The sequence below is a fragment of the Cloacibacterium sp. Arc13 genome, assembly GCF_041431305.1.
GTDB classification, from domain to species: Bacteria; Bacteroidota; Bacteroidia; order Flavobacteriales; family Weeksellaceae; genus Cloacibacterium; species Cloacibacterium caeni_B.
Map to the genome: position 1 here is coordinate 121,187 of NZ_JASMRM010000003.1, position 16,448 is coordinate 137,634.

General features: G+C 33.2%; 20 protein-coding genes and 1 tRNA gene. 5 read left to right on the forward strand and 16 right to left on the reverse strand.

Annotated elements, in window-relative coordinates:
- Positions 1 to 6: 6 nt before the first annotated feature.
- The 7 genes from nuoE to QO190_RS04285 form a co-directional block, all read right to left on the reverse strand.
- The gene (nuoE, locus tag QO190_RS04255) at positions 7 to 516 is read right to left on the reverse strand and encodes an NADH-quinone oxidoreductase subunit NuoE (RefSeq protein WP_371461940.1); all 510 of its coding nucleotides are present in this window, start codon (positions 514 to 516) and stop codon (positions 7 to 9) included.
- Positions 517 to 639: 123 nt separating this feature from the next.
- Positions 640 to 1,863 carry an NADH-quinone oxidoreductase subunit D gene (locus QO190_RS04260; protein WP_371461941.1) on the reverse strand — a complete coding sequence of 408 codons (1,224 nt, stop codon included), beginning with the start codon at positions 1,861 to 1,863 and terminating at the stop codon, positions 640 to 642.
- Between the two features lie 22 nt (positions 1,864 to 1,885).
- Positions 1,886 to 2,380, reverse strand: a complete 495-nt coding sequence (locus QO190_RS04265) for an NADH-quinone oxidoreductase subunit C (RefSeq protein ID WP_069797185.1) — start codon at positions 2,378 to 2,380, stop codon at positions 1,886 to 1,888.
- A gap of 125 nt (positions 2,381 to 2,505) precedes the next feature.
- Complete coding sequence (locus tag QO190_RS04270) at positions 2,506 to 3,063, reverse strand: NADH-quinone oxidoreductase subunit B (RefSeq protein ID WP_069797184.1); 558 nt, start codon at positions 3,061 to 3,063, stop codon at positions 2,506 to 2,508.
- Positions 3,064 to 3,132: 69 nt separating this feature from the next.
- Positions 3,133 to 3,504 (reverse strand): NADH-quinone oxidoreductase subunit A, encoded by a 372-nt coding sequence (locus tag QO190_RS04275; protein WP_069797183.1) that lies wholly within the window; start codon positions 3,502 to 3,504, stop codon positions 3,133 to 3,135.
- 116 nt (positions 3,505 to 3,620) lie between these two features.
- Positions 3,621 to 3,800 (reverse strand): hypothetical protein, encoded by a 180-nt coding sequence (locus QO190_RS04280; RefSeq protein ID WP_069797182.1) that lies wholly within the window; start codon positions 3,798 to 3,800, stop codon positions 3,621 to 3,623.
- Positions 3,801 to 3,810: 10 nt separating this feature from the next.
- Positions 3,811 to 4,935 (reverse strand): GNAT family N-acetyltransferase, encoded by a 1,125-nt coding sequence (locus QO190_RS04285; RefSeq protein WP_371461942.1) that lies wholly within the window; start codon positions 4,933 to 4,935, stop codon positions 3,811 to 3,813.
- 109 nt (positions 4,936 to 5,044) lie between these two features.
- On the opposite strand from QO190_RS04285, the gene QO190_RS04290 reads away from it, so the two are divergent.
- Positions 5,045 to 5,755, forward strand: a complete 711-nt coding sequence (locus QO190_RS04290; RefSeq protein ID WP_371461998.1) for a zinc metallopeptidase — start codon at positions 5,045 to 5,047, stop codon at positions 5,753 to 5,755.
- Between the two features lie 2 nt (positions 5,756 to 5,757).
- Here QO190_RS04290 and QO190_RS04295 read toward each other — a convergent pair whose 3' ends face one another.
- The 8 genes from QO190_RS04295 to rbfA form a co-directional block, all read right to left on the reverse strand.
- Positions 5,758 to 6,363, reverse strand: coding sequence for a YigZ family protein (locus tag QO190_RS04295; protein WP_371461943.1), 606 nt, complete (start codon positions 6,361 to 6,363; stop codon positions 5,758 to 5,760).
- Entirely contained in the window at positions 6,363 to 7,385 is a 1,023-nt protein-coding gene (gene ribD, locus QO190_RS04300; RefSeq protein ID WP_371461944.1) for a bifunctional diaminohydroxyphosphoribosylaminopyrimidine deaminase/5-amino-6-(5-phosphoribosylamino)uracil reductase RibD, read from the reverse strand. The genes QO190_RS04295 and ribD overlap by 1 nt, the downstream gene beginning before the upstream one ends.
- Before the next feature lie 36 nt (positions 7,386 to 7,421).
- Positions 7,422 to 8,024 (reverse strand): hypothetical protein, encoded by a 603-nt coding sequence (locus QO190_RS04305; RefSeq protein ID WP_371461945.1) that lies wholly within the window; start codon positions 8,022 to 8,024, stop codon positions 7,422 to 7,424.
- A gap of 1 nt (position 8,025) precedes the next feature.
- The gene (locus tag QO190_RS04310; protein ID WP_371461946.1) at positions 8,026 to 9,810 is read right to left on the reverse strand and encodes a DUF349 domain-containing protein; all 1,785 of its coding nucleotides are present in this window, start codon (positions 9,808 to 9,810) and stop codon (positions 8,026 to 8,028) included.
- A gap of 173 nt (positions 9,811 to 9,983) precedes the next feature.
- Positions 9,984 to 10,718 carry a shikimate dehydrogenase gene (locus QO190_RS04315; RefSeq protein WP_371461947.1) on the reverse strand — a complete coding sequence of 245 codons (735 nt, stop codon included), beginning with the start codon at positions 10,716 to 10,718 and terminating at the stop codon, positions 9,984 to 9,986.
- 61 nt (positions 10,719 to 10,779) lie between these two features.
- Positions 10,780 to 12,573: an endonuclease gene (locus QO190_RS04320; protein ID WP_371461948.1), complete on the reverse strand. Its 1,794-nt coding sequence runs from the start codon at positions 12,571 to 12,573 to the stop codon at positions 10,780 to 10,782.
- A 54-nt stretch (positions 12,574 to 12,627) separates the two neighbouring features.
- Positions 12,628 to 13,842, reverse strand: a complete 1,215-nt coding sequence (locus tag QO190_RS04325; RefSeq protein WP_371461949.1) for an ABC transporter permease — start codon at positions 13,840 to 13,842, stop codon at positions 12,628 to 12,630.
- A gap of 3 nt (positions 13,843 to 13,845) precedes the next feature.
- Positions 13,846 to 14,208 carry a 30S ribosome-binding factor RbfA gene (gene rbfA / locus QO190_RS04330; RefSeq protein WP_069797170.1) on the reverse strand — a complete coding sequence of 121 codons (363 nt, stop codon included), beginning with the start codon at positions 14,206 to 14,208 and terminating at the stop codon, positions 13,846 to 13,848.
- A gap of 229 nt (positions 14,209 to 14,437) precedes the next feature.
- On the opposite strand from rbfA, the gene mce reads away from it, so the two are divergent.
- The 4 genes from mce (at position 14,438) to QO190_RS04350 (ending at position 16,215) form a co-directional block, all read left to right on the forward strand.
- The gene (gene mce / locus QO190_RS04335; RefSeq protein WP_213189717.1) at positions 14,438 to 14,836 is read left to right on the forward strand and encodes a methylmalonyl-CoA epimerase; all 399 of its coding nucleotides are present in this window, start codon (positions 14,438 to 14,440) and stop codon (positions 14,834 to 14,836) included.
- A gap of 76 nt (positions 14,837 to 14,912) precedes the next feature.
- Positions 14,913 to 14,986: transfer RNA gene (locus tag QO190_RS04340), tRNA-Ile, on the forward strand.
- Between the two features lie 111 nt (positions 14,987 to 15,097).
- Entirely contained in the window at positions 15,098 to 15,508 is a 411-nt protein-coding gene (locus tag QO190_RS04345) for an Rrf2 family transcriptional regulator (RefSeq protein ID WP_371461950.1), read from the forward strand.
- Positions 15,509 to 15,561: 53 nt separating this feature from the next.
- Entirely contained in the window at positions 15,562 to 16,215 is a 654-nt protein-coding gene (locus tag QO190_RS04350; protein WP_371461951.1) for an NAD(P)-dependent oxidoreductase, read from the forward strand.
- Positions 16,216 to 16,263: 48 nt separating this feature from the next.
- Here QO190_RS04350 and QO190_RS04355 read toward each other — a convergent pair whose 3' ends face one another.
- Entirely contained in the window at positions 16,264 to 16,407 is a 144-nt protein-coding gene (locus QO190_RS04355; RefSeq protein ID WP_371461952.1) for a hypothetical protein, read from the reverse strand.
- Positions 16,408 to 16,448 lie beyond the last annotated feature (41 nt).

A 16,448-nucleotide genomic window follows, 5' to 3' on the forward strand; every position in this document is an offset into this window, starting at 1 on the left:
TATTTATTAATCAAGAGCGATTTGTCCTTGTCTGCAAATCTCAAGGATTTCGTCTACTTTTTCTTTAGTTAAATTTTCGTGATAGAATTTTCCAAGTTGCATCATTGGTGCATAACCGCAAGCTCCAAGACATTCTGCAGGTTTTAGAGTAAATAAACCATCTGCAGTAGTTTCGCCAGCTTTGATGCCTAATTTTTCTTTGATATAATTTACGATATCATCACTTCCTCTTAACATACAAGGTCCTGTAACGCAAACTTCTAAAACGTATTTTCCTACAGGTTGCATATTAAACATGGTGTAGAAAGTAGCTACTTCATACACTTCTATTGGAGTAATTTCTAAAACACTTGCTACATAATCCATTACAGGAACGTCTAACCAACCTCCAAATTCCTTCTGCGCTAAGTGAAGCACAGGAATTAATGCAGATTTTTGTTTTCCTTCTGGATATCTTGCAATGATTTGTTTTACTTTTTCTAAAGTTTCTGGTTTAAAAGCAATTGTTTCGCTCACTTCTTTAAAATTTTAAATTTTAAATTCTGAATTTTAGATTTTAAATATCTTTAATTCAAATAATTAACTATGGATTTTTTAGATTAATAATTTTAAATTTATAATCTAAAATTTATAATCTTTTTATCCGTCTAATTCTCCAGCAATCACGTTCATGCTACTCATCGTAACGATTGCATCAGAGATTACGGCACCTTTAATCATTTCTGGATACGCTTGGTAATAGATGAAACAAGGTCTTCTAAAGTGCAATCTGTATGGAGTTCTACCGCCATCACTTACTAGATAGAAACCAAGTTCTCCGTTTCCTCCTTCTACAGAATGATAAACTTCTCCAGCAGGAATATCAGTTTCGCCCATCACGATTTTGAAGTGATAGATTAATGCTTCCATATTATTGTACACTTCTGCTTTTTCTGGTAAGAAAAATTCTGGTACATCTGCGTGGAAATCTCCTTCTGGTAAATTGTTATAAGCTTGGTTAATGATTTTCAAACTTTCCCAAATTTCCTGTTGACGAACCATGAATCTATCATAAGTATCTCCTGCAGTACCAATTGGAATATTGAAATCAAAATCTTGGTATGATGAATAAGGACTTGCTACTCTCACGTCATAATCTACACCAGCAGCTCTTAAGTTAGGACCTACAAAACTGTAATTTAATGCACGTTCTGCACTAATAGGACCAGCACCGATGGTTCTGTCCATGAAGATTCTGTTTCTTTCTACTAAATTTGAAAATTCTTGGAATCTTGCAGGGAAAGTTTTTAAGAAATCTTTTAATAATTCGTGGAATTTAGGAGTGAAATCTCTCTCGAAGCCACCAATTCTACCCATGTTTGTAGTCATTCTAGCGCCACAAACTTGTTCGTAGATATCGTAAATTCTTTCTCTGTCTTGGAAAACGTAGGTGAAACCAGTTAAAGCTCCTGTATCTACAGCAATTACGGAGTTACAAACCAAGTGGTCTGCAATACGAGCCAATTCCATCATGATAACACGCATGTAATCTACTCTTTTTGGGACTTCAATTCCTAGAAGTTTTTCTACTGTCATGTGCCAACCAATGTTATTGATAGGTGCAGAGCAATAATTTAAACGGTCTGTAAGAGTGGTAATTTGTGTGAAATTTCTACGTTCAGCAATTTTTTCAAAAGCTCTGTGAATATAACCTACGGTTTGTTCAGAATGAAGAATTCTTTCGCCATCCATAGTTAACACATTTTGGAAAATTCCGTGTGTAGCAGGGTGAGTAGGACCGAGGTTCAGTGTATATAATTGACCATCTACTTGCTCTTGAGCATCGTATTGGTTAAGTATATTGGATAGTTGATTGTCTTTCATAATAATTTAGATTTCAGAATTTTTATCTACCGAACATAGAGTCGTCTTTGTCAGTTCTGGTTCCATCTTCGAGTGCATATTCTTTTAGAAGAGGGTGATAGCCTAGTTCTTCCATGTTTAGAATAACTCTTAAATCTGGGTGACCTTTAAACGTAATTCCGTAGAAATCATATGTTTCTCTTTCCATCCAATTGGCTCCTGAATACAAGTCTGTGATAGAATCTACCTCGGCATTATCTTTTGGGAAAAAGCTTTTGATTCTTATTCTAAAATTTTCTTGTAAATTATGAAGGTGATAGATTACTCCAAGTTCCTTCTCCTTATGGTCTGGATAATGAATGCCACAAATATCTGTAAGGAACATAAAATTAAGAGAAGACTCTTTAAGGTGATGAATCACTTTTTTAAGCTCTTCTTTTTTTACTTCTACAGTAAGAAATCCATAAGGTTCAGACGAAGAAATCACTGCTTCTGGAAATTCTCTATTGATGGCTTCTAAAACAAATTCGCTTGTCATATTATTAATTTGAAAATTTGAAATCGAGGTAAATTACATCGCCTTCAAAAATTTGTTTCTATTATTGTTTCAAATTTATTTTTGATAAACGCAAGACTTGAAATTCAAATCTTTACATTTTCAAATTACTTAATTCCGTAGCTTTCTAATAAAGCTTTGTATTCTGGTAAATCTCTTCTTCTTAAGCTTTCGTTTTCTGCCAAAGCTTGTACTTGCATGTAGCCTTCTAGAATTTGTTCTGGTCTTGGAGGGCATCCTGGAACATATACATCTACAGGAATAATTTTATCAATTCCTTGTAAAACAGAATAAGTGTCAAAAATACCACCGCTACTTGCACAAGCACCTACAGCAACTACCCATCTTGGTTCTGCCATCTGTGTATAAACTTGTTTAAGAACTGGAGCTAATTTTTTAGAAATAGTACCACAAACCAGTAGGATATCTGCTTGTCTTGGCGAGAAACTCATTCTCTCTGCTCCGAATCTAGATAAATCATAGTTAGGAGCCATAGTTGCCATAAATTCGATACCACAACAAGAAGTAGCAAATGGTAATGGCCAAAGCGAAAACTTACGAGCCATACCGATAATATCGCTTAATTTTCCTGCGAAAAAACCTTCACCTTCAATTCCTGGAGGCGCAGGTGCATTAGTATTGATTACAGGTTTATTATCTGACATTTTTAATTTTTTTAAAGTTTTTTTTGAAAAATCTTACTCTAATGTGTAAAACACTTTAGCGGTATAAATTTACTTATTCCAATCTAAAGCTCCACGTTTTAGTACATAGAAAAATCCTATGAAGAAGATTGCTATAAACGTAGTTACAGCAAGGAATCCTTCAAATCCTAATTCTTTAAAATTTACAGCGTAAGGATAGAAAAAAACAATTTCTATGTCGAATAAAACGAATAAAATAGCGGTAAGAAAATATTTTACAGAAAACGGAGTTCTTGCATTTCCTTCTACTTCAATTCCACACTCGAAAGTGTCATCTTTAGTAGCTCCAGAAGTGTGTCTTTTAGGACCCCAATTGTGTGATGCGTATAAAGTAAATAACACAAAACCTAAACCTACTGCCGCCTGAATAAGAACAGGGATATAATTATCAGGTAAATTCATCTCTATTAAGTATTTCTAACAGGCAAATTTACGAAATATAAATAGAAAAGAGAAGTATTTTTATGACTTTTGTAGATAAAAAAGGGTTTTTCGCAATTTAGAATTAATAAAAATAACTATTTATTTTTAAGATTTTTTAAAACCTTAAAAGCAATGAATGCAATGTACCCAAAAAGAAAACTCGCAAACAAAATATTAATGATAGCGTTAGTTTTCTCATCTTTTACTTGGAAAAACTGATTGTACATCACGTACATGATGATAATGCCAATGTAATAATAAAGTTGAGTTTTCATTTTTAAATTTTTAAAATTCTAAAGTGTAAGTTCTTCGCCTCTTGTGGTTTACAGGATTGTAATCTTGCCAAAGTAACTGGATGTTTTTGTTCTCTTCTAATTCTGGATTGGTCTCTAAAAATTTCACCCCTTTTTTCTTAAAGGTTTTCCAGATTTCTTTGAAAATAATCGCCGTAACTCCTCTTCTTTGGTATTCTGGATGAATCCCGATCAAATAAAAATTAGCTCTTTCGTTTTTTCTTCCAGCGTTTAGTAAATGATACCATCCGAATGGTAATAAACTTCCATTGGCTTTTTGCAAAGCTCTGGAATACGAAGGCATGGTAATCGCAAAGGAAATCAACTTGTCATCCTTATCAGTTATGCAGATAATGTAATCTTTGTCAATAAAACCGAAGTATTTTTCTTTGTAATGCAGGATTTGCTCATCGGTAATAGGAGTGTAAGTCGAAAGATTTTTGTAAGTTTCGTCTAATAATTTAAACATCGGTTCTACCAAAGGAAGAATTTCTTCTTTGGAATTGAATTTTATAGTTTTTAGTTGATATTTTTCTGCAATAAGTTGGCTAAATTTTTCAACTTTATCTGGTAAAACATCAGGGAACATAATTTCGAATTCTACCCATTCTTTTTCTTTCACTAATCCTAATTTTTCTAAATGTTTTGGATAATAGCTGAAATTGTAAATTCCAATCATCGTTGCCAATCTATCAAATCCGAAAGTGAGCATTCCTGCCTTGTCTAGATTGGTAAAACCCATCGGTCCTTCTATTTTTTTGATGTTTTTTTCTTTGGCGTAAGTAATAGCAGTATCAATAAGTGCTTTAGAAACGGCTTCGTTATCTATAAAATCTAACCACCCAAATCTCACTTTTTCTATGCCGAGTTCTTGTGCTTCTTTGTGATTAATCATCACTGCAATTCTTCCTACGATTTCATGATCTCTGTAAGCTAAAAATTGCTTAGCTTCGGAATAGGCAAGAGCAGGGTTTTCTTCTTTGTTCCAAATGCTTTTCTCATCTTTGATTAAAGATGGTACATAATTTTGATTATTTTTGTACAGATTCATCGGAAATTTGATAAAATCTGATAATTGTTTTTCGGTAGTAACTTGAATGATTTTTACTTCAGACATGTTGATAAAAATTAGAAAAACAAAGATAGCGTAAAAGATGACAATGCCCAAGTTTGGCACAGTTTTTACTTCAAAAAGGGTAAATAAATATAAAAAAGAAAATAAAAATATGACAGGTTATTATTTAATTTTAGGAGTGTTAATGCTCGTGAGTTGGTTGGTTTCGGCCAGATTGAAGTCGAAATTCGAACATTATTCTAAACTTCATCTCAGAAATGGTATGTCTGGGAAAGAAATTGCCGAAAAAATGCTTCGTGATAATGGAATTCATGATGTGCAAGTGATTTCGGTTCCTGGTCAATTAACGGATCATTATAATCCAGCAAATAAAACAGTAAATTTATCAGAAGGAGTTTACATGCAGAGAAATGCGGCTGCAGCAGCAGTTGCCGCTCATGAATGTGGTCATGCTGTACAACATGCAGTTGGTTACTCTATGTTGCAGCTTCGTTCTAAACTGGTTCCGTTGGTAAATATTAGTTCTACACTTTCTCAGTTTGTAATTTTTGCGGGGATTTCTGTAATGATTGCTTCTAGAAGTATTCAGAATCCACAAGGAAACACTACGGTTTTAGCAATTGGTGTTTTACTTTTTGCGGTAACTACGCTTTTTGCGTTCATCACTTTGCCGGTGGAGTATGATGCGAGTAAAAGAGCGCTAGCTTGGTTAGAAAATTCTGGAACATTAGGCAGAGAAGAACATGCTGCGGCTGAAGATTCTCTAAAATGGGCAGCGAGAACTTATGTGGTAGCAGCGCTTGGTTCATTAGCGCAATTGCTTTATTGGGCATCAATGCTTTTCGGAGGAAGAAGAGAGTAATCTTATTCTAAAAATTTAAAATTTACATATTGAATCTCGGACAAAAGTTCCGAGATTTTTTCTTTTTCGGACAAATTGAGCCTTGCTGTTATCATACAATCTTCTTGTGCATCGAAATTCAAGACTTTCGCATCAAATTTATTGAGAAGAGAAAAAATGATGTTTTGTTGAGAAAATTTGAATTGAATTTCTAGTTCGGTTTCTAGTTCTTTGGTAATGATTTCTGCGTGTTCCAAAGTATATTTGGTGCTTTCTTTGTAGGTTTTTACCAAGCCAGAAACGCCTAATTTGGTTCCCCCATAATAACGAACGATTACCACTAAAATATTGGTAAGATTATGAGCGAGAAGTTGATTGTAAATAGGTAAACCAGCACTTCCTGAAGGTTCTCCGTCATCATTTGCGCGGTAATTTTCACCATTAATTCCTATTCTGAAAGCATAACAATGATGCGTAGCTTTTGGATGTTCTTCTTTTAAGCTTTCTAAAGCAATTTTGAGTTCCTTTTCGTTATTGACAGGAAATGCAAAGCCGATAAATTTGCTCCCTTTTTCTTTGAGCAAAATATCTCGAACTTCAGATTTTATGGTGGTGTAATTGTATTGCATTACAGATTTCTATAAATAGAAACTACATTATCTCTAAAAAGCTTTTCTTTAGTCGATTTTCCATTAAATTTAGGAGCTTTTGTGCCATTTTCTAATAGGAGGTTTTCATTTTTTATGATGATGGTTTCGTCCCAAAGATTTTGGTCAATAAAAGTTTGTAAAGTTCTGCTTCCTCCTTCTACTAAAACCGATTGAATCTGATTTTCGTAAAGTTTCTGCATCAATTCTTCCGTGAAATTTTCTTTAGAAATTTTAATGAATTTTACATTTCCTTCTTCTTCCTCTTTTTCTTGATTGAAAACCAAAGTAGGAGCTTCATCATTATAAATTTTAAAATTTCTGGGAACTTTTAAATCAAAATCAATCAATATTCTCACAGGATTTCTACCTTCCACTAATCGAGTAGTTAAGCTAGGATTGTCATTCAAAGCTGTTTGAGTTCCCACCAAAATAGCATGTTCCTCGCTTCTGATTTGATGTACAAATTGAGAAGCTAATTCGTTGGATATTTTTGTAGGTTTAAAGTTTTGGTCAATAAAACCGTCTTTGCTTTCAGCCCATTTCAGAATCAAATAAGGACGCTTTTTCTCATGGAAAGTGAAAAATCTTTTGTTTAAATCTCTGCATTCTTTTTCCAAAATTCCAGAAACGGTTTCTATCCCTGTATCCATAAGGATTTTTTTGCCTTTTCCGTTTACTTTATCATGGCTGTCCATTGCACCAATTACCACTTTTTTAAAACCAATTTCTTTTAATTTCAGAGAGCAAGGCGGTGTTTTTCCGAAATGTGCACAAGGTTCTAGGGAAACATAAATCGTAGACTCTGGTAAAAGTTCTGGATTTTGTACAGAATTAATCGCATTGATTTCTGCATGAGCTTCACCCGCTTTTTGGTGAAAACCTTCGCCGATGATGACATCGTTATGAACAATTACTGCGCCAACTAAAGGATTTGGATAGGTTTTTCCAGTCGCTTTTTTGGCGAGTTCTATACAACGTTTTATGTAAGTTTCGTGATTCATTTTATTTGAAAAAAAATTCCGAAAAAAATTCCGGAATTAGTTAGTTTTTAGAGTTACAGAAGGAATGGTCATGGTGATGATTCCTTCTAAAAGTTTATTTCTTTTTTTGCCGATTGATTTTTGAAAGCCTTTAGCATAGCCAGTAGATTTTTCTTTGTAGGCAATAATCATAAAAGTACTTTCTTCGCCTAACAGAGTGTTTCTAAATCTATAAATGTTATAATCTGCCAATTCTTGTTCTGGGGCTTCCGCTTTTTTATCTTTTGGAACATTGGTGGTGATAAAATCTACTACGAATTCGGTTCCATTAGGATTTTCGGTAACATTGTAAGTGCAGTATTTATCCGTTTCGGCTCTTCGGTCGAGTTCTTCTGTTTTTTGATAAGTAGCTTCTTTAGCATCTATATTTTTATTGAAAAAATAAATAGTAATGATAGCAGAAGCATCTTCTATTCTTTCGTCTTCTAAAATGTATTCTTGTACAAATTGGACTTTAGATTTTTGTTGTGCCGAAACCAAAACATATTTACTTTCGTTAAAGGTAAGTTCTGGCACACCAATTAAGTCTTCGGTGTTTTGTGAATAAAAAATCCCCGAAAATAGTAAAAGTACAACAATCGAAAACAGTTTACGAATCATCTTATTCTCCAGAAATAATGTGGTGAAGGCTTTGTTTTAACATTTCTAACTGAGCTTTTTTGTCATCAATCTTATCAAAAGTATCTTTCAATAAAGGATTATCACGAGATACTTTGCCAAAGAAGCCTAGGTTGTTTTCTAATTTTACAATTTCTGCTTCTAAATCAGCCACTTGATTTTTGATTTTTCTAGCTTTATCAGTTAATTGAGATTCAGTAAGACCTTCTTCTTTCAAATCAAATTCATTGATTTTGTTCAGTCTTAATTTCTCTCTCATCGTTTTATTAAACTCTGTATTGATAGCCATTTTATCTCTTGGTACTTTTCCGATGTTGTTCCAAGCAGTCTTAATGTTTTCAATTTTTTCTACGCTTCCTTCTTCGTCGCCAATTTCTTTTAATTCATCTAAAAGCGCGCGTTTTTGTTTGTAATTTTCTTTCCAGTCGTCTGTTACAGCATTGTTTTTAGTTCTGTAATTGTTAAAAAACGTGTTGCAAGCTTCACGGAAATCATCCCAAACTTTATTGGTCATACTTCTAGGAACGTGACCTATTTTTTTCCAGTCTTCTTGTAGTTTTTTGAATAGTGGAACTGCAATTTCCCAATCTTCAGAATTCATATTATCCTGAGCAGTTTGGATAAGTTTCAGTTTTTCTTCTAAATTGGTATGCTGAGAGTTTTTAAGCCCTTTGTAGAATTCATTTTTCTTCGCGTTGAAAGCTCTAAGTGCCAGTTTGAATTCGTTCCAGTTTTGGTTAGAAATTTTTCTAGGAACGCTTCCTAATTTTAAGAAATCTGCTCTTAGACTTTCTACGGTGTTGATGGCGTTTTGCCAATAATTATGATTCGGAGCTTTATCTGGAGAAGTCAGTTTTTTAATCGTTTCGATGATTTGATTTTTCTTCTCAAGAGTAGCTTGTTGTTCACCTTCGATTACGGCTAATAATTCTGATTTTCTTTCGTGAATTTTGTTAGAAATTTCTTTGAATTCTTCCCAAGTTTTATCACGGAATTCTTCAGCAACTGGTTCTGCTTCTTCTTTCCAAAGTTTGTGTAAAAACTGTAATTCGTTTAATGCTTTTTGTACTACAGGTTCGTTTTGTAATTCTTTGGCTCTGGCAATAATATGCTGTCTTTTTTCTAGATTATGTGCATATTCTTGCTCTCTGTATTCTTTATTTAAGTCTAACATTTGATAGAAATTATTCAAATGGTAGAAATAATTATTGTTAAGGTTTTTGAATTCTGATTTTGCTACTTGTCCAGCATGGCTCCATTCTTCTTTAATTTCTCTGATGGCGCGGAAAAGATTGGTGTTTGGTTCAGAATGCGTGTAAAGATTTTTTAATTTTTCTATGATTGAGATTCTCTTTTCGAGATTGTCTTTTTGCTCAGATTCTTGTTTTCTGTGAAAAACATCATATTTTTCTTTGAAAATATTGCTTAGTGCAGAAACTTTTGATTGAAGAGGGTGCTCATAATGTGCATCTGCTTCTTTTTGGTCTTCACTTTCTAGGTTTATTTTGTGAAGAAGCATTTCTTTTACTGCATTAAATTTTTTATGATTAGCTCCTGCATCTTCAGCATTAATCAGTGCTTCTAACTTGGTCATTAATTCACCCGAAGTCATTTTTTCATGTTCGTGGTGTTCTACCATATCATGAGTTTCTTCTTCATGAACTTCTGAATCATGACTTTCTTGAGGAGCAACAGTTTGATTAGCAGTTTCTTCGTTTGGATTTACAATGTTCTCTTGAGCTTCAGAATTAGGGTTATCTGTAATCATAGCAAATTAATTTTAAAAGTAATATGCTTTTTTCAAACACTTTTTTGAATGTTTGAACGCATTTCGGCACTAAATTAAGGGTTTTTTATGAAATATGCAATTTTTTTGAAGGCGATAATTGTGCTCACTTTCAAAAAATACATTAGTCTAAATCTTTGATGGCTCAGAAGTGTTTACAGTTCTTCATTCCAAATTTCCCAAGCTTTTTCGGCTTGTTGTTCTAGCATGAAATAACCGTTAATGGTTTTTGCCCCTTTTTCGGCAGCGTTATTTAAAAATTTAGAAAGAGTAGGGTTGTAAATTAAATCGATAACGAGATGATTTTCTGTAATATTTTCAAATGGGAAGTGAAGCGTTTCTTCTACATTAGGAAAAGTCCCTACTGGTGTACATTGTATGATGATGAGGTTTTCTAAAACTTGATTTTCAGTAAGATTTTGATAATTAATTTCTGTAGTTCTAGAAACGGTAATAAACGGAATATTATTCTTTTTTAATACAAATTGAACGGCTTTTGCTGCTCCTCCATTTCCTAAAACGATGGCAGATTTTTGGTGTGGTTTTTTGTGCAGAAGAAGTGTTTTTTCAAATCCAAATGCATCAGTATTGAAACCTTTTGTTTTCCCGTTTTTGATGGAAATACAATTGATGGCTCCTATTTCTTGAGCTTCTTCGCTCAGTTCGTCTAGATAAGGAATGATTTGTTCTTTGTATGGAATGGTCACATTAAGCCCTACAAGATTTTCGGTCTGAAAAATTTCAGGAATATTCTGAAGATTTTCGATGTCAAATACTTCATAGGAATGGTTTTTCAAGAAAAGTTTTTGAAATTTCTGTTCGAAATATTTTTTTGAAAACGAGTAGGAAATATTTCTTCCTACCAAACCTAATTTTACTGATTTTTCCATAATTCAAAGGTAATAAAAAAGGCTGGAAATGTTTCCAGCCTTGCAATGATTTGTATCAAGTTTATTCTACTAAAAATTTCTGAGCATTATCATCAAATTTTGCAAAATAAATTCCTTTTGGTAAGTTTTTAAGAACTAAGTAATTTTTATTCAAAAAGGGTTTTTCTGCTACTTGAACTAAAACTCCGCTTGTGTTGTAAATCTCTACTTTTTTAATTTTACTTAAATTTTCACTTTTAACAAAAAGCATGTTGTTCTTAATAGGATTCGGATAAATGCTGAATTTGTTAGATTTTATTTCTGAGGTAGCTAAATCGTTATAGCAAGTCCAACTTAAATTATCAAAAGCCACTCTGTTAGAGGTTGTGCTATTATTTTGTATGCTAATCGTTACATTTCCTGAAACATTGATGTTTGAAATGGTAGTGGTAGTTACAGTGTCTGAGTATGGGATTGTTCCTTTTTCAACACCATTAATAAATAATTTAAAACTTCCATTTGTTCCAGAGAATTTAAGTTGTGTAGTTACTGTTAAACTTCCTATTCCTCCTGAAATAGGTGAAGAACTTAATTTGCCATTTCTTACCGTAATTGCTTTATTATTAATTGTTTGGTCGGATCTAGAATCCGTTGCTGTCCATGTAATTCCAGCGCTGGTCCAATTTATGGTTTCATAGGCATTAGGAGTTCCGCTAATTTCCTCGAAATTTTCTGTGCCACAAGTGGTATTATTGTTATTTCCACCGCCACCAGTATTTTCTGTGGTAGTTCCAGTAGCAGTATTACTTTGATTGGATGTATTTCCTGCAGCGTCTTTGGCTTTTATATAAAATGTATATGTTGTAGACGGATTAAGGCCTGTTACAGTTGCGCTATTTGTGGCCGAAGATGTTTTAAGTGTTCCATCAACATAAATGTCATATGCAGCAACTATAATGTTATCAGTGGAAGCTGTCCAAGATAAAGATATTGTGCTAGAAGTACTTCCCGTAACGGCTAGGTTTGTTGGTGTAGTAGGTGCTTCTGTGTCAGGAGTTGTTGTTCCCCATATTAAAGCTACATATTCTGGGTGGTCTATAAATGGGTTTCTATTGCCTTGATAAGTATAAGCTGCATTGTTTCTGTCAATTTCTCTCTGAGATACTGGGTCATTTGTGTGCCATTCTTTTAGAACTGCCAATTCCCAATCTTCTACACCTGGAAATGCGGTATTAGTGAGAATATCATTGTCGCTAAAAGTTGACAGTTTAGATTCATATCTTGTTGCAAAATATAAAATCATTCTTGCTATATCGCCTTTGAATTCATCGATAGGTTCGAATACTGTTCCACTATAGTTAGGTGATGCGCTGGTTCCTCTTTTAGAGCCGTTTTCTGAAACGAAATTTGCAGATCCTACTTTTCCGAATGGAAAATTACTTCTATATCCGTTGACTTTTCCATCAGTTGGGACAATATGGTGAATGTCCGAAACCATTGGAGATGCAGAATTGAAATATCCTTGTGGAAAAACGTGCTCTCTATTATAGCAGTCTCCTTCTACTTTATAACTACCACATTGTTTAGAGCCATGTTGATAGACATAAGGGTCTTTTCCGCTAGGATTTTCTGAATAAATGTCTAATACAGAGCCGTCTTTTTCGTAGTAATTGTCTGTATCTGTCGAGGGATATCCATTATACAAATTATCATAAGACTTCGTCTGGTGACCATTTGTAATGATTTGGCTTAATTTTGTTTTAAGTGCAGCTCCAGTTAAACCAGCTGTTCCGTCATAGTAACCTGTAGGTATCTGTGCGAAAATATTTGCAGCAGAGAATAATAATCCTACAATTAGTAAAGTTTTAATCTTCATAATGTTAAAGTAATAAAAAGGGACACAAAGTTATAATAATTATCAATAAGATAATTAATTATTTTCAATAATGTTCTCTTTATTAATTTTAGAAAAAATCCAAGAAACTGAAATTCCAAAGAAAAGTCCTATTAAAGACACATAGAAATAATTAGGCCAAAAAATTTTTACAGGAAAAGGTAATGTTTCAGTAGCTTTGAAAATGCCAGTTTGTATTTGGACAACACAAATAATCGTCCCCAAAATCAAACCAGAGATTACCCCAAACAGTACAATAAGTAAACCAGTGTTGAAATAAGTCTTTCTTAAATCACTAATTGTAAAACCTAAAGAAATCAATGATTTAGCTTGGTCTTTTTTATCCAATTGAAGAATAATAATAGCACCAGCAAGGTTAAACGTAGTAATAAAAATCACCAAAGCAAAGATGAGGTAAATCATCAGTTTTTCGGTGTTAATCATTTTCCAGAAGGCAGCGTTTTCTTCTGCTTTTGTTTTTATGGTGACTTGATTGCCGAGTTTATTTTGTAAATCTTCTTTTACAGCGTCTGCTTTTTCAGGGTTTTTTAGTTTTATGGCAATTTCGTAAGCAGAATTTTTAGGTAAATTTAGTAACTCCGAAGTCAGTTCAAGCGGAGCGATAATGTAATTGTTCAATTGGTCATTTCCAGGGAAAATTCCAGTAACATAAATATCTCTTTTGTTGAAAATATCTTCTTCTTTATTGATGAATCCTTTGCCAGGTTTTGGCATAAAAAGAGTCGCTACATTTACATCATTAGCTACGGGAATTGCCAATCTGTTGTTCAGTTGAGCTTCCATAATCACTTCATTCATAAATTTAAATGAAGGAAAACTTCCGTAGAAAATGTTTTTGTCAATAGGATTTACTTTTACATAAGCAGAGTCTACGCCTCTTATGTAAGCAATTTCTCCTGTGTTTTTGTAATCGATATAGACTTTTTCTTCAATCAATTTAGAAAAATGACTGATTTCATTTTCAGATTTCAGGGTAGAAGTTACTTTTTGAATATTGGGAATAACTTTTCCTTGAGTGCTTTTTAGGGTAAGATCTGCATGAAGGTTAGAAATAAAATCTTTGTTGAGGTCTTCCAATCCTGAAAAAACCGAAATAATAATAAACATAGCGGCTACAGCAACCATCATAGCAAAAGCAGCCAATCCTGTAATAAAACTTACAGCTTGGCTTCCTTTTTTAGCAATGAGATATCTTCTCGCGATATAAAAAGCGGTATTTCCTTTGGCCATTTTTTATAAAATAGGATTGTCTCCTAGACCTTTTAGTTCTTTTTCTATACGTTCTACATCATCTAATGTAGTGTCTAAATAGAAATTAAGTTCAGGAATAATTCGCACTTGTTTTGCCATTTTCTGACCAATAAAATTTCTGTAGAAAGACTTATTTTCATCTATCTCCTTCATAATTGGCGTTCTAAATTCTTGCGGAAAGATGCTCAAATAAATTTTAGCAATGCTTAAATCAGCCGTTACCTTTACATCAGAAACGGTGATTAGAAAATTTTGTTTGCTCTCTGAAGCGAGTTTTCTAAAAAGTTCAGCAAAATCTTCTTGAATAATCTGTGCTACTTTTCTTTGTCTGTTACTTTCATTCATGTTGCAAATTTAGTATTTTTGTTTGAGATTTTGGGCGTGTCCTTTTCTTTTTGCCAATCGCAAGGTCTTGACCATAAAAAGAAAAGGTCGGTATTCGGCTCCCACTTTTTTCTAAATTTTTTATCAAAACCTATGCCTTTGCAATAAAAATTTAGAAAAAGAGTTCCGCCTACTCCCTCACGCAAACTAAGATTTTAATAGAAATTAAGTAAAAAATTACCACATCATCATGAAAATAGAACACTTAGGAATCGCAATTAAAAGTCTAGAAACTTCAGACAATCTTTTTGCAAAACTTCTTGGGAAAAGCAACTATAAACAAGAATCGGTAGAAAGAGAAGGCGTAACTACTTCTTTTTATCAATTAGGAGAAAGCAAAATAGAACTTTTGGAAGCCACCAATCCAGAAAGTCCTATTGCGAAGTTTATCGACAAAAAAGGAGAAGGAATTCACCATATTGCTTTCGGAGTAGAAGATATAAGAGCAGAAATAGAAAGATTAAAAGCAGAAGGTTTTGTTTTTATCTCCGAAGAACCAAAAGATGGCGCAGATAATAAGTTGGTGGTTTTCTTACATCCTAAGTCTACAAATGGAGTTTTGGTAGAATTGTGTCAAGAAAAACCTTAATTTTTTTTTGAATTTTCCGAAAAAATCTTACATTTGCACACCCAATTGAAATAAAGATATTTTATCATAAATATTTGGCCTTGTAACTCAGTTGGTTAGAGTAGCTGACTCATAATCAGCAAGTCCTTGGTTCGAGCCCAAGCTGGGCCACAAAATCCTCAGAATTTCTGAGGATTTTGTTTTTTTAAAGAGAATTTTTTTTCAACCATAAATGTAATAAAATTTGTTACATTTAAAAATTTTTATATCTTTGCAACAGAAATGAATAATACTCGATTTTCCACAGCGCTTCATATTATGACTATTCTTGGTAGTAAACCAGAAGAATGGCATACTTCTGATTGGTTAGCTGGAAGCATCAATGTAAATCCAGTAGTCGTTAGAAAAGAAATTTCTGTACTGAGAGAAGCAGGTTTGGTTGAAAGCAAAAAAGGGAAAGAAGGTGGCACTAGATTAGGGAAAAACCTCAACCAAATTACAATTGCCGAAATCTACAATGCCGTAAAAAACTCAGAGGTTTTAGGTAAAAAAAATCAACATCCTAATCCGCAATGTGAAGTAGGAAAAGTGATTAATCAGCATTTGGATCTTCTTTTTTCTGAAACAGATGAGGTAGTGGTGAATTTCTTAAAAGAAAAATCTTTGAAAAATTTTATAGAACAATTCAAATAAAATTTTTTAAGCATAAATGTAACAATTATTATTACAATTTAAATTATATAAAAATGAAAAAAGTCGCAGTCATTGGTGCAACAGGTTTTGTGGGCACTCAAGTAGTAAAAGAATTAGCAAATAGAGGATATTTTGTAAATGCTTTGGCTAGAAATACTTCTAAAATCGAAGAATCAGAAAATGTAAAAGCAGTAACTGCAGATATTTATAATACCGCTGAATTATCAGAAATCCTAAAAGGAAATGACGCGGTGATTAGCGCATTCAATCCGGGTTGGACGAATCCTAATATTTTCGAAGATTTCTTAAAAGGAGCGACTAGCATAGAAAAAGCGGTAGAAGAATCTGGCGTAAAAAGATTTATTACAGTAGGTGGAGCAGGAAGTTTATATATTGCTGAAAACCTTCAATTAATAGATACTCCAGAATTTCCTGCGGAGATTAAACCTGGTGCAGAAGCAGCCAGACAGTATTTAGAGATGATTAAAAAGAATGAGAATCTAGATTGGACTTTCTTTTCTCCAGCCATAGAAATGCATCAAGGAACAGCAGGTGTAAGAAAAGGAACTTACAGAACGGCGCTAGAAAATCCTGTTTTTGATGAAAACGGAAGAAGTGTTCTTTCTGTAGAAGATGTTGCGGTAGCTCTAGTAGATGAATTAGAGAATGGTAAATTTGTGAAACAAAGATTTACTGCGGCTTATTAATTCAATAAAAATATTATAAAACTGATTCTTTAATTAGAGTCAGTTTTTTTATTGGTATTCGTCTCTTATTTCTTTACTTTTAGCAAAACAAACTGGCGAGGAATTTTCATTGATAATGATTTCCTTCTTTTCAACAGAATTTTTTTTAGTAGAATTCTTTTTGGTCTTTTTAGGAACTTTGTCTTTTTTCATGACCCAAAATTTTCACTAAAGTTAAATAAAAAAAAGCATCC

What these genes read in the sequence shown, in the direction of transcription:
- QO190_RS04260 (WP_371461941.1), bottom strand. Translation starts at nt 1,863, where the DNA reads ATGAAAGACAATCAACTATCCAATATACTTAACCAATACGATGCTCAA.
- QO190_RS04265 (WP_069797185.1), bottom strand. Translation starts at nt 2,380, where the DNA reads ATGACAAGCGAATTTGTTTTAGAAGCCATCAATAGAGAATTTCCAGAA.
- QO190_RS04270 (WP_069797184.1), bottom strand. Translation starts at nt 3,063, where the DNA reads ATGTCAGATAATAAACCTGTAATCAATACTAATGCACCTGCGCCTCCA.
- QO190_RS04275 (WP_069797183.1), bottom strand. Translation starts at nt 3,504, where the DNA reads ATGAATTTACCTGATAATTATATCCCTGTTCTTATTCAGGCGGCAGTA.
- QO190_RS04280 (WP_069797182.1), bottom strand. Translation starts at nt 3,800, where the DNA reads ATGAAAACTCAACTTTATTATTACATTGGCATTATCATCATGTACGTG.
- QO190_RS04285 (WP_371461942.1), bottom strand. Translation starts at nt 4,935, where the DNA reads ATGTCTGAAGTAAAAATCATTCAAGTTACTACCGAAAAACAATTATCA.
- QO190_RS04290 (WP_371461998.1), top strand. Translation starts at nt 5,045, where the DNA reads ATGACAGGTTATTATTTAATTTTAGGAGTGTTAATGCTCGTGAGTTGG.
- QO190_RS04295 (WP_371461943.1), bottom strand. Translation starts at nt 6,363, where the DNA reads ATGCAATACAATTACACCACCATAAAATCTGAAGTTCGAGATATTTTG.
- ribD (WP_371461944.1), bottom strand. Translation starts at nt 7,385, where the DNA reads ATGAATCACGAAACTTACATAAAACGTTGTATAGAACTCGCCAAAAAA.
- QO190_RS04305 (WP_371461945.1), bottom strand. Translation starts at nt 8,024, where the DNA reads ATGATTCGTAAACTGTTTTCGATTGTTGTACTTTTACTATTTTCGGGG.
- QO190_RS04310 (WP_371461946.1), bottom strand. Translation starts at nt 9,810, where the DNA reads ATGATTACAGATAACCCTAATTCTGAAGCTCAAGAGAACATTGTAAAT.
- QO190_RS04315 (WP_371461947.1), bottom strand. Translation starts at nt 10,718, where the DNA reads ATGGAAAAATCAGTAAAATTAGGTTTGGTAGGAAGAAATATTTCCTAC.
- QO190_RS04320 (WP_371461948.1), bottom strand. Translation starts at nt 12,573, where the DNA reads ATGAAGATTAAAACTTTACTAATTGTAGGATTATTATTCTCTGCTGCA.
- QO190_RS04325 (WP_371461949.1), bottom strand. Translation starts at nt 13,842, where the DNA reads ATGGCCAAAGGAAATACCGCTTTTTATATCGCGAGAAGATATCTCATT.
- rbfA (WP_069797170.1), bottom strand. Translation starts at nt 14,208, where the DNA reads ATGAATGAAAGTAACAGACAAAGAAAAGTAGCACAGATTATTCAAGAA.
- mce (WP_213189717.1), top strand. Translation starts at nt 14,438, where the DNA reads ATGAAAATAGAACACTTAGGAATCGCAATTAAAAGTCTAGAAACTTCA.
- QO190_RS04345 (WP_371461950.1), top strand. Translation starts at nt 15,098, where the DNA reads ATGAATAATACTCGATTTTCCACAGCGCTTCATATTATGACTATTCTT.
- QO190_RS04350 (WP_371461951.1), top strand. Translation starts at nt 15,562, where the DNA reads ATGAAAAAAGTCGCAGTCATTGGTGCAACAGGTTTTGTGGGCACTCAA.
- QO190_RS04355 (WP_371461952.1), bottom strand. Translation starts at nt 16,407, where the DNA reads ATGAAAAAAGACAAAGTTCCTAAAAAGACCAAAAAGAATTCTACTAAA.